This is a genomic window from Spirillospora sp. CA-108201, from assembly GCF_050936235.1.
Classification (GTDB): domain Bacteria; phylum Actinomycetota; class Actinomycetes; order Streptosporangiales; family Streptosporangiaceae; genus Spirillospora.
This window is the reverse complement of record NZ_JBNJNE010000001.1, coordinates 37,442-49,372: the sequence shown is the minus strand read 5'-3', so window position 1 is coordinate 49,372 and position 11,931 is coordinate 37,442. Positions and strand designations below refer to the sequence as shown.

At 73.0% G+C, this 11,931-nt stretch carries 14 protein-coding genes; 3 read left to right on the top strand and 11 right to left on the bottom strand.

Annotated elements, in window-relative coordinates:
- The first annotated feature begins 116 nt into the window (after nucleotides 1-116).
- Together ACQEU6_RS00290 and ACQEU6_RS00285 are read left to right on the top strand one after the other, a co-directional pair.
- Nucleotides 117-482 (top strand): dioxygenase family protein, encoded by a 366-nt coding sequence (locus ACQEU6_RS00290; RefSeq protein ID WP_499328408.1) that lies wholly within the window; start codon nucleotides 117-119, stop codon nucleotides 480-482.
- A gap of 401 nt (nucleotides 483-883) precedes the next feature.
- Complete coding sequence (locus tag ACQEU6_RS00285) at nucleotides 884-2,002, top strand: DUF2637 domain-containing protein (RefSeq protein ID WP_499328406.1); 1,119 nt, start codon at nucleotides 884-886, stop codon at nucleotides 2,000-2,002.
- Nucleotides 2,003-2,085: 83 nt separating this feature from the next.
- Here the strand turns inward: ACQEU6_RS00285 and ACQEU6_RS00280 are convergent, their stop codons facing one another.
- The 4 genes from ACQEU6_RS00280 to ACQEU6_RS00265 form a co-directional block, all read right to left on the bottom strand.
- On the bottom strand, nucleotides 2,086-2,838 hold the full coding sequence (locus tag ACQEU6_RS00280; RefSeq protein ID WP_499328404.1) for an SDR family NAD(P)-dependent oxidoreductase: 753 nt from the start codon (nucleotides 2,836-2,838) through the stop codon (nucleotides 2,086-2,088).
- Entirely contained in the window at nucleotides 2,835-3,008 is a 174-nt protein-coding gene (locus tag ACQEU6_RS00275; RefSeq protein WP_499328402.1) for a hypothetical protein, read from the bottom strand. The genes ACQEU6_RS00280 and ACQEU6_RS00275 overlap by 4 nt, the downstream gene beginning before the upstream one ends.
- A complete protein-coding gene (locus ACQEU6_RS00270) occupies nucleotides 3,005-3,490 on the bottom strand; it encodes a LacI family DNA-binding transcriptional regulator (protein ID WP_499328400.1) in 486 nt (161 codons plus the stop codon). Before ACQEU6_RS00270 ends, ACQEU6_RS00275 begins: the two co-directional genes overlap by 4 nt.
- Nucleotides 3,491-3,557: 67 nt before the next feature.
- Nucleotides 3,558-5,270 carry an MFS transporter gene (locus tag ACQEU6_RS00265; protein ID WP_499328398.1) on the bottom strand — a complete coding sequence of 571 codons (1,713 nt, stop codon included), beginning with the start codon at nucleotides 5,268-5,270 and terminating at the stop codon, nucleotides 3,558-3,560.
- 85 nt (nucleotides 5,271-5,355) lie between these two features.
- Between ACQEU6_RS00265 and ACQEU6_RS00260 the strand changes: the two genes are divergently transcribed.
- Nucleotides 5,356-5,757 (top strand): pyridoxamine 5'-phosphate oxidase family protein, encoded by a 402-nt coding sequence (locus tag ACQEU6_RS00260; protein WP_499328397.1) that lies wholly within the window; start codon nucleotides 5,356-5,358, stop codon nucleotides 5,755-5,757.
- Nucleotides 5,758-5,790: 33 nt separating this feature from the next.
- Here ACQEU6_RS00260 and ACQEU6_RS00255 read toward each other — a convergent pair whose 3' ends face one another.
- From ACQEU6_RS00255 to ACQEU6_RS00225, 7 genes are all read right to left on the bottom strand, one after another.
- Nucleotides 5,791-6,063 carry a hypothetical protein gene (locus ACQEU6_RS00255; RefSeq protein WP_499328395.1) on the bottom strand — a complete coding sequence of 91 codons (273 nt, stop codon included), beginning with the start codon at nucleotides 6,061-6,063 and terminating at the stop codon, nucleotides 5,791-5,793.
- Nucleotides 6,063-6,743: a hypothetical protein gene (locus tag ACQEU6_RS00250; protein ID WP_499328393.1), complete on the bottom strand. Its 681-nt coding sequence runs from the start codon at nucleotides 6,741-6,743 to the stop codon at nucleotides 6,063-6,065. Before ACQEU6_RS00250 ends, ACQEU6_RS00255 begins: the two co-directional genes overlap by 1 nt.
- 175 nt (nucleotides 6,744-6,918) lie before the next feature.
- The gene (gene hypF / locus ACQEU6_RS00245) at nucleotides 6,919-9,117 is read right to left on the bottom strand and encodes a carbamoyltransferase HypF (protein WP_499328391.1); all 2,199 of its coding nucleotides are present in this window, start codon (nucleotides 9,115-9,117) and stop codon (nucleotides 6,919-6,921) included.
- Between the two features lie 114 nt (nucleotides 9,118-9,231).
- A complete protein-coding gene (locus ACQEU6_RS00240; protein ID WP_499328389.1) occupies nucleotides 9,232-9,861 on the bottom strand; it encodes an SRPBCC family protein in 630 nt (209 codons plus the stop codon).
- Nucleotides 9,858-10,214 carry an ArsR/SmtB family transcription factor gene (locus tag ACQEU6_RS00235; RefSeq protein ID WP_499328387.1) on the bottom strand — a complete coding sequence of 119 codons (357 nt, stop codon included), beginning with the start codon at nucleotides 10,212-10,214 and terminating at the stop codon, nucleotides 9,858-9,860. Before ACQEU6_RS00235 ends, ACQEU6_RS00240 begins: the two co-directional genes overlap by 4 nt.
- A 45-nt stretch (nucleotides 10,215-10,259) precedes the next feature.
- The gene (locus tag ACQEU6_RS00230) at nucleotides 10,260-10,853 is read right to left on the bottom strand and encodes a CE1759 family FMN reductase (protein ID WP_499328386.1); all 594 of its coding nucleotides are present in this window, start codon (nucleotides 10,851-10,853) and stop codon (nucleotides 10,260-10,262) included.
- Nucleotides 10,850-11,929, bottom strand: a complete 1,080-nt coding sequence (locus ACQEU6_RS00225; protein ID WP_499328384.1) for an LLM class flavin-dependent oxidoreductase — start codon at nucleotides 11,927-11,929, stop codon at nucleotides 10,850-10,852. Before ACQEU6_RS00225 ends, ACQEU6_RS00230 begins: the two co-directional genes overlap by 4 nt.
- Nucleotides 11,930-11,931 lie beyond the last annotated feature (2 nt).

The window sequence follows — 11,931 nt, the reverse complement described above, 5'->3', positions numbered from 1 at the left end:
TGCGACGACGGGGACGACACCCTGACGCACTCGCAGATGGAGGGCCCCTACTTCAAGCCCGGCTCCCCCGAGCGCGCGTCGATCGTGACGCCCGGGATGCCGGGGACCCCCTCACCGTGTCCGGGATCGTGTACTCGGTGTCGTGCAAGCCGGTGGCCCACGCCCTGCTCGACTTCTGGCAGGCGGACTATTACGGCAATTACGACAATTACGGCTACACACTCCGTGGACATCAATACACGGATGCTTCGGGACAATTCACCCTCACGACGATCGTGCCCGGCCTCTACCCCGGCCGCACGCGGCACATCCACGTCAAGGCCCAGGCCCCCTACCAGCAGATCCTGACGACGCAGCTGTACTTCCCGAACGAGCCCCGGAACAGCTCCGACATGCTCTACGACCCGGCGCTCCTCATGAAGGTCCAGACCGGTCCGAGCGGACGCACCGCGAAGTTCGACTTCGTCCTGCAGGTTCCCTGACCGGGGTTCCGCGGCCGGATTCCGTCACCGCTCCCGCGGAATCCCGCCCCCGCCAAGGCACCGGCGCGCCTTGGCGGGGGTACCCGCCATGACGCTGTGGGGGTACCCGCCATGACGCTGTGGGGGTACCCGCCATGACGCTGTGGGGGTACCCGCCGTGACGCTGCGGGGGTACCCGCCGTGACGCCGCGGGGCGCACACCACGCTTCCGCGGGGGGCTCCCGCCGTGTTTCCCCCGGGCTCACGCCCGTGGTCTTTTGCGAGGTCGTCCCCAGCGTGTCCTGCCGATTCGCGGGGAACGGGACCGAGACGTGATGCGAATCGCCCACGAAACGGCAAAGGAATGGATAGTCTCCCACCGATCACTTTTGGTTGTGTAAGGAATCTGGGAGCACACGCGCATGAGCGCTGCCAACCGGGCACAGGTCATCACACGGTGGGGGGCCATCGCCTTCATGGCGGCCGCGGTCCTGACCGCCACCGCCGGTGGCTTCGCCCAGTCCTATGCCGGTCTCTACCACTGGGCCCTCGAACACGGCCTGCGGGGCTGGAAAGCCGAGTCGTTCCCCCTGCTGGTCGACCTGTTCATCATCGTCGGTGAACTCGGGTTGTTCCTGCTGGCCATCGACGCCTTCGTCATAAAGCGCCGTGCCCTGATGAGCTGGCTCGACTTCTGCCTGCCGCTGACCATCGCCCTCGCGGGCTGGACGGCCAGCCTCATCTTCAACGTCGGCCACGTCGGCCACAAGACCTTCTCCTTCCAGGCCACGGCCGCGGTCCCGCCGATCGTGTCGATGCTCGGCCTGTTCGTCCTGCTGCGGACGCTGCACCGGTACGTGTCGCAGAGGGCCGATGAGGAGGAGGAGGTCAAGCAGCCCGAGCCGCAGACGCGCGCGATCGCCGGTCCGGTCACGCTGAACCAGATCACGCTGATGCCCCTGCGCAACACCGGGCCGTTCGCGCAGATCCAGGTCCCCGGGTACTCCGGCAAGGAGATCGAGTCCGGAACCGCGGGCAGGGCCGAGCCGAAGGCCGCGCCCGCGGGCGCGGCCGCACAGGCCCCGGCCGCTCCGGCCGCCTCCGCTCCGTCGGCGGCGCCCGCCGCGCCCGAGCCCGAGCCGGCGCCCGCTCCGGTCCCCGAGCCGGAGCCGGAGCTCGCCGTGGTCAGCGCCGCGTCGCGCGGCAGCCTCAACGGGCGCAGCTCCTACGGGGCCGCCCCCGAGGAGGAGGCGCCCGCCGGGCCGGCGCCGGAGAACCTGCGATCCCTCGTCATCGACATCCTCGAACGCCGCCACGGCGACGTCGCCGCGACGCTCTCCGAGGTCAGGGCCGAGGGCTACCGCTGCGACGAGAGCGAGATCCAGCGGATCAGCGACAACCACTGGTTCCCGTACGCGGTGTACCGGCTGCTGGCCAAGCACCACGGCGACGGCGAACTGGTCGCCCAGGAGCTGAAGGCCCAGGGCATCGTCTACGACGAGGCGACGCTGGACGCGCTCGTCCAGTCCTGGCGCGTCTGAGCCCGCGCTCTTCCGCGCCTTCCGGACCGGCCGCCCGCACCGCGGGCGGCCGGTCCGCGTTCCGCGCCCGTCATGAGAGCGTCTCAGGAGTCGCGCCGCTCCTCGGACGGGCCGGTCCGCAGCCGCGCGTGCAGGCCGCCGTCCACTCGCAGGACGTGCCCGTTGAGCTGCGCCGCCGCCGGGGACGCCAGGTAAAGCGCCGCGTCCGCGACCTCCTCCGGCGCGGTGGTGCGCCCGGCCGGGAGGTCGGCGGCGGGCCGGACCTCCCCGACGACGCTGGCGGGGGCGATGCAGTTCGCGCGGATGCCGAGGCCGCCCAGCTCCACGGCGATCGCCCGGCTGAGCGCCTCGATGCCCGCCTTGGTCACGTCGTAGGCGCTCTGGTTCTCGTGCGCGCGGGATCCGCCCGGCGAGGACAGGCTGACGATCGCCCCGCCGCGCCCGGCGTCGCGCCAGCGGCGGACCGCCCGCACCGACAGCAGGTACGCCGAGCGCAGGTTGGCGGCGATCACCGCGTCCCAGACGCCGGCGTCGATGTCGACGAACGGCGTCCGGACCCCGGTCATCGCGGCGTTGTTGACGAGCACGTCCAGGCCGCCGTCCCGCGCGACCCTGGCGAAGACGGCGTCGGCGACGTCCTCGCGGGCCAGGTCGCCGGCCATCGTCGTCACCCGAGGGTCGCCGTCGTGGACCGCGAGGCCCGCCGCGTCCACGTCGACGGCGAGCACGGCGGCGCCCGCGCCGGCGAACCGCCGCACCAGCGCACGGCCGATCAGCCCCGCCGCACCGGTGACCAGCACCCGCTCCCCCGTGTAGTCGAACCGGACGGCGCTCATTCGGCCGGGGCCTCCCTCACCTGCGCGACGATCTGCGTCGGGTTGACGAACATCAGGGCGATGACCAGCAGCACCGCCGACTCCACGTCCGCGTCGATCTGCTCCACGAACGGCGTCATCACCAGGACGACGAACGGGGCCGCGACGGCGCGCAGCCGCGCCCCGGTCATGCGCGGGCGCACAGGACCAGCCCGTCCACCCGCTCGACCATGGCCTCGGCCAACCGGACCTCCGTCGCGGTGTCCTCGTCGGTGTCGGCCGGGACCACCGCGCACTCGGTGCCCCGCGAGTGGGCCTCGACGCCCTTGATGAACGGCGCGAAGAACGGGTTGGCGATGTCGGGGACGATCAGCCCGACGTTGCGGGTCCGCCCGAGGACCGGCGACTGCGCGGCCCGGTTCGGCCGGCGGCCCAGCCGTTCGGCGCATCCGAGCACGCGCCGCCGGGTCTCGGCGTTGACGAGCCCGGGGTTGTTCAGGGCGCGCGACACGGTGGAGGGCGAAACCCCGGCGAGGCTCGCCGCCGCACGGATCGAGGGGGGGCGCCGCCCGACCCGGAGGCGGCGCCATGACGGCCGGTCGCGCCCGCGCCGGAGCCTGTGCCGCCCATGCCACGGATTATGAAAACGTTTGCGGAACAGTGTCAACAGCACGGCGGAAGGCCCCCGGCCGCGCGGGGCGGCCGGGGGCCTTCGGCCGGAGGTGTCCGGTGGGGGCGGGTCAGGCGGCGCCGCGGCCCGCCTTCTGCAGCGCGGGCTCTCCGGCGGCGTCGTCGTCGTGCACGTACCGGCGCCCGCGCAGCAGCGACACCAGCGCCGCCACCAGCGACATCGCGATCGCCAGGCCGAACACGATGACCAGGCCGTGGTGGAACGGCTCGGAGATCAGGTGCGGGAAGTACGAGCGGCCGGTGAGCGTGGCCACGTCGTCCGGCGCGAGCCCGCCGAGCACGTGGAACGGCGCCAGCAGGTTCTGGATCGGGTTGTAGCCGAGGAACGCGGCGAACAGCGTGCCGACCGGCGGCAGCTCGCCCACCTGCGCGGCCGGACCGGCCGGGACGCCGTGATCGGTCAGGCCCTGCGTCAGCGTCCTCGGCAGCGTGTCGGCCAGTCCGGCGATCATCAGCGAGAAGAACACGCCGATGGACAGCACCATGCCGGCGTTCATGAAGGTGGCGCGCATCCCGGAGGCCACACCGCGCTGGTCCGCCGGCACCGAGTTCATGATCGCGGTGGTGTTGGGGGCGGCGAACAGGCCGGAGCCGATCCCGTTGAGGAAGATCAGCAGCGCGAAGGTGGTGTACCCGAAGTCGGTCGGGATCACCAGCAGCCCGGCGAACGCCAGCGCCGACAGCACCAGCCCGCCGGAGGCGAAGGCACGGGCGCCGTGCCGGTCGGACAGGTGCCCCGAGATCGGCCCGGCGACCAGGAAGCCGGCGGTGAGCGGCAGCAGGTAGATGCCCGCCCACAGCGGGGTGTCCTCGTAGTCGTAGCCGTGCAGCGGCAGCCAGATGCCCTGCAGCCAGATGATCAGCATGAACTGCATCCCGCCGCGGGAGATCGCGGCGAGCAGCCCGGCCAGGTTTCCGGCCGCGAACGCCCGGATGCGGAACAGGCTCAGGTGGAACATCGGCTGCTCGACCCGGGTCTCGATCCAGCAGAACAGCGCCAGGACGGCGAGGCCGCCGATGACCCCGGCGAGCACCCAGGGGTTCGTCCAGCCCATGTCGTGCCCGCCGTAGGGCTGGATCCCGTAGGTGATCGCGGCGAGCAGCGAGGTCAGCCCGATCGCGAACGTCGCGTTGCCGAGCCAGTCGATCCTCGCGCCGACCGCCCGCTTGGCGGTCTCGACCAGGCTCCGGTACGCCCAGACCGTTCCGACGATCCCGATGGGCGCCGAGGCGAAGAACACCAGCCGCCAGTTGATCTCGCTCAGCAGCCCGCCGGCGACCAGGCCGATGAACGTCCCGGCGATGCCCGCGACCTGGTTGACGCCCATCGCCATGCCGCGCCGGTGGGCGGGGAACGCGTCGGTGAGGATCGCGGCCGAGTTCGCCATCAGCATGGCGCCGCCGATGCCCTGGAACACCCGCCAGCCGATGAGCCAGAGCGCACCGGCGCCCCCGTGCAGCGGGTCCAGCGCCAGCACCAGCGTCCCGACCGTGAAGACCGCGAACCCGGCGTTGTACATCCGGACGCGCCCGAAGATGTCCCCGAGCCGCCCGAGCGTCACCACCAGCACCGCCGAGACGAGCATGTAGCCCATCAGCATCCAGAGCAGGTAGCTGACATTGCCCGGTTCGAGGGGGTTCAGATGGATGCCGCGGAAGATCGCCGGCAGCGAGATGATCACGATCGAGGAATTGACCGTGGCCAGCAGCATGCCCAGCGTCGTGTTGCTCAGCGCGATCCACGGATAGTGCTTGGACGGCACGCCGCCCCCTCCCCGTCTGAGATAGTTTCTTCCGCTAACTAATCATAAACCCGTCGTTTCCGGCCAGTGCGGATAGGGTTACCCGGTGGAGGGACGACACCGGCTGGACCTGACCGACGAGCGCCTCATCGCCTTCTGGCGGGAGCGCCACCTGTGCACCCTCGTCACCCCGCGCCCGGACGGCACCCCGCACTCGGTCCCCGTCGGCGCGACGCTGGACGCCGGCGCCGTCCGCGTGATCACCTCGGCCTCCTCGGCGAAGGCCCGCCACGTCCGCGCCGCCGGGCCGGCCGGCCTGCCCGTCGCCGTCACGCAGGTGGACGGCCGCCGCTGGTCGACCGTCGAGGGCCGCGCCGTCCTGCGGACCGACCCGGCCTCCGTCGCGCACGCGGAGGACCTCTACACCGCCCGCTACAGGCCGCCGCGCCCGAACCCGAACCGCGTCGTCATAGAGATCACCGCGACCCGGGTGCTGGGCAACCTCTGACACCGCTCCGGACGGCGGGCGCCGGGGCGACGGTCAGTAGCCGTAGGCGACCGAGCAGCCCACGACCCTGTCCAAGGCGTCCGTGAAGCGGCCCTCGGTCGCCCTGCCGAAGGAGTCGACTCCTCCAAGGCAGGCGTAGCGGGGGCCGTGGTCGGTGGCCAGGCCCAGGACCATCCCGACCTTCGGTTCCAGGTCGATGCTCCGAGTGACCTTCATCGGCTTGCCGGCGGCGAAGGAGAACAGGACGTAACTCGCCGGGCGGGCCTTCTTCATCGCGCCGTAGCCCGTCCGCCCGTCCGGGTTCATCACGGCCGTGGTGGTCGCGGCGGAGTCGTCGGGCAGCCGAGCGTGCGGCCGTCGCCCGCCCAGACGATCTCACCGACGAGGGAGGGGGCGGCCGCGCTCCAGGCTCGTGTCCGGCCCGAGCCGAGGTCGAGGACGGTCACCGACGCCCGGGGCTGAGCGGCCTTCGCGCAGGGGGCCGTCGCGTAGGCGAGCCGTTCGCCGTCCGGGCTCATGGCGAGCCCGGCCACGCGCGCCGGGACGGCGGCGCTGACGAGCGGCCCGAGATCCTTCACCCGGCCGCAGGTGAGGCGGAACCGATGGAAACGGGTCGTGCACGTCTTCTCGTCGAAGGTGGACAACACGAACCCTCCCCCCGGCCCCGCGATGAGCGACCGCGCCGCGCCGGCCGAGCGCGGCGCGGGCACCGAGTCCACAGGCCGTCCCCCGCCCGGCTGGACCGCCCTGCCCTGGAACCACGGCTCCGGGCCACGCCCTTGGGAGGGACTCCCGAACGTGCCCACCGCGACGATGAAGCGCGGCATGCGCCGTTCGCCGGGCGGCGCGGCGGTGGCCGCCGATCCGTCCGCCGGCAGGTGCACCGCGCCGGCGGAGGCGGCGACGGACACGGCCAGCGCCACCGGGGCGGCCCATCGCCGCACGACCCATGGCCTCGGCCGGGCCTCGTCCCCTTCGTCCGCCATCCGATGATCACGCCCTCCGGGCGGGCGCCGCGACGCCGTTTCGCTTCGAGCGCGGAGCTCCGCCGGGGCGTCACGGGGCGCCTGCGATGCCGCGCGCCTGGTGGGCACGGTCCGTCCGGGAGCGGCCGCCGGTGCCCGCGGCCGCGCTGCCGGATCCGGCCGGGGCGGCCCGGGATCAGCCGAGGGCGGTGGCGACGGCCGCCTGGCCGAGGCTGATGCCGCCGTCGTTGGGAGGGACGCGGTGGTGCGTCAGCACGTCGAAACCCGCGCCGGCGAGGCCGCGGACGGCGCGGTCGAGCAGGAGCATGTTCTGGAACACGCCGCCGGAGAGCGCGACCGTGCCGATGCCCGTCTCCGACCTGATGCGGGAGGCCGCGTCGACGACGAGCGCCGCGACGCCGTTGTGGAAGCGCGCGGCGATCGTCGGGACGGGGACGTTCGCCCTGAGGTCGGCCACCACCGCGTCCAGGAACTCGCCGCCCGCGACCGTGAAGCCGGTCGTGCCGTTCAGGGCCGCAGGATAGGCACCGGTCTCGGTGGCGTCGGCGCGCTGCTCCAGTTCCACGGCCGCCTGCCCCTCGTAGTTGACGCGGTCGCGGACGCCGAGGACGGCGGCGACCGCGTCGAAGAGGCGGCCCATGCTGGAGGTCGGCGGGGCGTTGACGCCGCGCCGGGCCAGGGCGGTCACCGCGGCCCATTCGGGGCGGCGGGCCACCGGCAGATCGTCCGGGACCCCGTAGGCCGCCGCCATGCGCCACGGCTCGCGGATCGCGGCGGCGCCGCCGGGCAGCGGAACGGGTTCCAGATGCCCGGCGCGCTCGAAGCCGCGCAGGTCGGCGACCAGGAACTCGCCGCCCCACAGGGTGCCGTCGGCGCCGTAGCCGGTGCCGTCGAACGCGACGCCGATCACCGGGCCCTCCGCGCCGTTGTCGGCCAGGCAGGAGGCGATGTGCGCGTGGTGGTGCTGGACGGCGATCCCGGGCAGGTCCTGGTCGAGCGCGTACTTCGTGGACAGGTACTCCGGGTGCGGGTCGTAGGCGATCAGTTCGGGCGCGATGTCGAACAGGCGCCGGAAGTGCCCGACGCCCTCCTCGAAGGCGCGGAGCGTCTCGTGGTTCTCCAGGTCGCCGACGTGGTGGGAGACGAACGCCCGGCCGTCGCGGGCCAGGCAGAACGTGTTCTTCAGCTCCGCGCCGCACGCCAGCACCGGCCGGCCGGCGGGGACGGGGATCGGCTCCGGCGCGTAGCCGCGGGACCGGCGGACGGGGAGCGGCCGGCCGCGGAACGTCCGCATCACCGAGTCGTCGGTCCGGGTGTGGATGGGCCGGTCGTGCAGGAGGAAGGCGTCGGCGATGCCGGCGAGCCGTTCCAGGGCGTCCTCGTCGCGGTAGGCGATCGGCTCGTCCGAGACGTTCCCGCTGGTCAGGACGACGGGTTCGGTGACGATCAGGTGGTGCAGCGGGGTGTAGGGCAGCAGGAGGCCGACGGCCCGGTTGCCCGGGGCGACGGCGTCCGCGAGGGCCGCGCCGGGCCGGCGCCGCGCCAGGACGATCGGGCGGCGCGGCCCGGTGAGCAGCTCCTCGTCGGCCGCCGAGAGCTCGCACAGGCCGCGGGCCGCCTCCAGGTCGGGGACCATCACGGCGAACGGCTTGTCCTCGCGGTGCTTGCGGGAGCGCAGCGCGGCGACCGCGCCGCGGTCCGCCGCCCGCGCCGCGAGGTGGTAGCCGCCGAGGCCCTTGACCGCGAGGACCGCGCCGTTCGCGAGCACCGCCCGCGCGGCGTCCAGCGGCTCGCCGCCGCCGGGCCGCAGGGTGAGGGACGGGCCGCAGGCCGGGCAGCACACCGGCTGCGCGTGGAACCTGCGGTCGGCCGGGTCGGCGTATTCGGCGGCGCACGGGCCGCACATCGCGAAGCCCGCCATCGTCGTGTTCGGACGGTCGTAGGGAACGCCCGTGACGATCGTGAAGCGCGGCCCGCAGCCGGTGCAGTTGATGAACGGGTACCGGTGGCGCCGGTCCGCCGGGTCGCGCATCTCGCGCAGGCAGTCGTCGCAGGTCGCCGCGTCCCATGACACGAGGGCCCGGCGCTCTCCCGACGCGTCGCTGCCGACGATCGCGAAGCCGCCGCGCCCCTCGGCGCTCAGTTCCCGCGTGGTGACGCGCTCGACGAGGGCGAGCCGGGGCGGGCGCGTGCGCAGCCCGTCCAGGAAGCGCCCGACCTCGTCGGGAGCGCCCTCGACCTCGATGAACACGCCGCCCGCGTCGTTGCCGACCAGCCCCGACAGCCCGAGGCCGGTCGCGAGACCGTGCACGAACGGCCGGAACCCGACGCCCTGCACGACCCCCTCGACGCGGACGCCGACCCTGACGTCCACCCCGCCATTCTGCCTCGCCGATCACCGCCGGCGGCCGAAGACGGCTCCGGGGCGTGTCTCAACGACGACACCGCGTGAGGCGGGGCGGACGCCGGGCGCGCTCGGCGCCGGAGGTCACTGCCCCCCGGTGTAGGCGGCGATGGTGAAGTCCGCCGCGGCGCGGGCCGTGGCCTCGTCGGCGCCGCCCGCGACGTCGGCGGTGTACCAGCCCTCACCGGCCTGCCGCGCGAACTCGCGCCCCTCCTCGGACGCGGCCCAGTCGTCGCCGAGCTTGTTGCGGGCGTCCGCGTCGGACTCCAGGTGGATGGTGAGGCCGAGGAGCCCCATGTCCCAGCCGATGCCGACGACGCCCGGGCCGAACTGGTTCTGCGAGGGGTCGACGAGCGCGGTGTGCTCCAACTCGAACCGGGTCCGGCCGTCCGCCTCGGGGGTCAGCCGGACCTCGATCCAGGTGGTCTGGCCGGCGAACTCCCACGTCGCCGCGAACCCCTTCGGCGGGTCGCAGCGCTCGATCGTCCCGCTGGCGTTGCCCTCCAGCTGGTAGCGGCCGCCGAGCCGCAGGTCGCCGGAGACCGGCAGGAACCAGCGGGAGATCCGCTCGGGGTCGGTGACGGCGTTCCACAGGTCGTCGACGCCGGTGTCGTAGACCCTGCTGATCGTCGCGGTCCTCGCGGTGCCGGACTCCACCGCCTTCTCGCCCACCGTGCGGGTGACGGCGTTGATGTGGCCGGTGACTTCGATCATGTCTCGCTCCCTGGGTCGTCGTGATGCGTGCGGTGTGCGCGCTTCCCACGGGCGATCTCGGTCGCCAGGGCGTCCAGACGCGGCGTCCAGGACCGGCGGAAGCGTTCGAGCCACGCGTCGATCTCCTGCAGAGGTGCTGGGTCGACAGCGTAGAGCCGGCGCGTCCGCTCCGCCCGCACGACGGCGAATCCGTTCTCGCGCAGCACCCTGAGGTGCTGCGACACGGCGGGCTGGGAGATCCCGAACTCCTTCCGGACGACGTCCGTGACCTCGCCGGACGAGCGCTCGCCGGCGGCGAGCAGCTCGAGGATCCGGCGCCGGACGGGGTCGCCCACGACATCGAATGCGTGCACGTAACCCAAGTTACAGGCTTGGCTTATATAAGCCAAATCTCAAGTTCAGTGTCCCGCGAGAAGCCGCTCGAACGGCACGGGCGCCTCGTACGGATCGTCCTTCGCCGGGGCCCGCCGGGCCCCCATCAGGGCGGCCAGTTCGGCGCCGGCGCGGTCGACCCGCTCGGGCAGGGCGGTCTCGGCGCTCCCCCAGTCCTCGGACGCGGCGTAGACGCCGGTCGGGACGACGCTAGCGCGGAGATAGGCGAACAGGGGCCGCATCGCGTAATCGATCGCCAGGGAGTGCCGGGCGGTGCCGCCGGTCGCGCCGAGCAGCACCGGCGTGCCGTCCAGGGAGCCTCGCTCCAGAACGTCGAAGAACGTCTTGAACAGCCCGCTGTAGGACGCGTTGAAGACCGGCGTCACGGCGATGAGGCCGTCGGCGTTCGCCACCGTCTCGGCGGCGGCGCGGAACGCCCCGGAGGAGAAGCCGGTCAGGGTCGCGTCGACCATGGCGTGCGCGTGGTCGCGCAGCTCGATCGTCTCGACGGTCGCGTCCCCCTGGAGGGCCTCAGCGGCGGCCTCGGCGAGCCGGTCGGCCAGGAGCCGGGTGGACGAGGGCCGGCCCAGCCCGGCGGAGACGACGGCGAGGGAGGTCATCGAACCCCCTCGGCGAGACGGGACGCGTGGGTCGGGGCGGTCGCCGGGACGTGCGCCGGGCGCAGCGACTCGAACTCCTTGCGCAGCACGGGCACGACCTCCTCCCCCAGCATGTCGATCTGCTCCAGGACGGTCTTCAGCGGCAGCCCCGCGTGGTCCATGAGGAACAGCTGGCGCTGGTAGTCGCCGAAGTGGTCGCGGAACGTCAGCGTCCTGTCGATGACCTGCTGCGGGCTGCCGACCGTGAGGGGCGTCTCCGCGGTGAACTCCTCCAGCGAGGGCCCGTGGCCGTAGACCGGCGCGTTGTCGAAGTACGGGCGGAACTCGCGGACGGCGTCCTGGGAGTTCCTGCGCATGAACACCTGCCCGCCGAGGCCGACGATCGCCTGGTCGGCCGAGCCGTGACCGTAGTGCTCGTAGCGCCGCCGGTACAGGCCGATCAGGCGCTGGAAGTGGTCCGTCGGCCAGAAGATGTGGTTGGCGAAGAAGCCGTCGCCGTAGAAGGCCGCCTGCTCGGCGATCTCCGGGCTGCGGATCGAGCCGTGCCAGACGAACGGCGGGACGCCGTCCAGGGGCCGCGGCGTCGAGGTGAACGACTGGAGCGGCGTGCGGTGCTTGCCCTCCCAGTCGACGACGTCCTCGCGCCACAGCCGGTGGAGGAGGTGGTAGTTCTCGATGGCGAGCGGGATGCCGTCGCGGATGTCCTTGCCGAACCAGGGATAGACGGGCCCGGTGTTGCCGCGCCCCATCATCAGGTCCACCCGGCCGTCGGCGAGGTGCTGGAGCATCGCGAAGTCCTCGGCGATCTTCACCGGGTCGTTCGTGGTGATCAGCGTGGTCGCGGTGGACAGGATCAGCCGCTCGGTGCGCGCCGCGATGTAGCCGAGCATCGTCGTCGGGGAGGACGGCACGAACGGGGGGTTGTGGTGCTCACCGGTCGCGAAGACGTCCAGCCCGGCCTCCTCGGCCTTGAGCGCGATCGCCACCATGGCCTTGATCCGCTCGGCCTCGGTCGGGACGCGCCCGTCGGTCGGGTCGGGGGTGACGTCGCCGACCGTGAAGATCCCGAACTGCATGC

Bases quoted from the DNA above. Each gene is read 5' to 3' on its own strand.
- ACQEU6_RS00230 (WP_499328386.1), bottom strand. From the start codon at position 10,853: ATGACCTCCCTCGCCGTCGTCTCCGCCGGGCTGGGCCGGCCCTCGTCC.
- ACQEU6_RS00240 (WP_499328389.1), bottom strand. From the start codon at position 9,861: ATGATCGAAGTCACCGGCCACATCAACGCCGTCACCCGCACGGTGGGC.
- ACQEU6_RS00285 (WP_499328406.1), top strand. From the start codon at position 884: ATGAGCGCTGCCAACCGGGCACAGGTCATCACACGGTGGGGGGCCATC.
- ACQEU6_RS00275 (WP_499328402.1), bottom strand. From the start codon at position 3,008: ATGACCGGGGCGCGGCTGCGCGCCGTCGCGGCCCCGTTCGTCGTCCTG.
- ACQEU6_RS00225 (WP_499328384.1), bottom strand. From the start codon at position 11,929: ATGCAGTTCGGGATCTTCACGGTCGGCGACGTCACCCCCGACCCGACC.
- ACQEU6_RS00250 (WP_499328393.1), bottom strand. From the start codon at position 6,743: ATGGCGGACGAAGGGGACGAGGCCCGGCCGAGGCCATGGGTCGTGCGG.
- ACQEU6_RS00255 (WP_499328395.1), bottom strand. From the start codon at position 6,063: ATGAACCCGGACGGGCGGACGGGCTACGGCGCGATGAAGAAGGCCCGC.
- ACQEU6_RS00280 (WP_499328404.1), bottom strand. From the start codon at position 2,838: ATGAGCGCCGTCCGGTTCGACTACACGGGGGAGCGGGTGCTGGTCACC.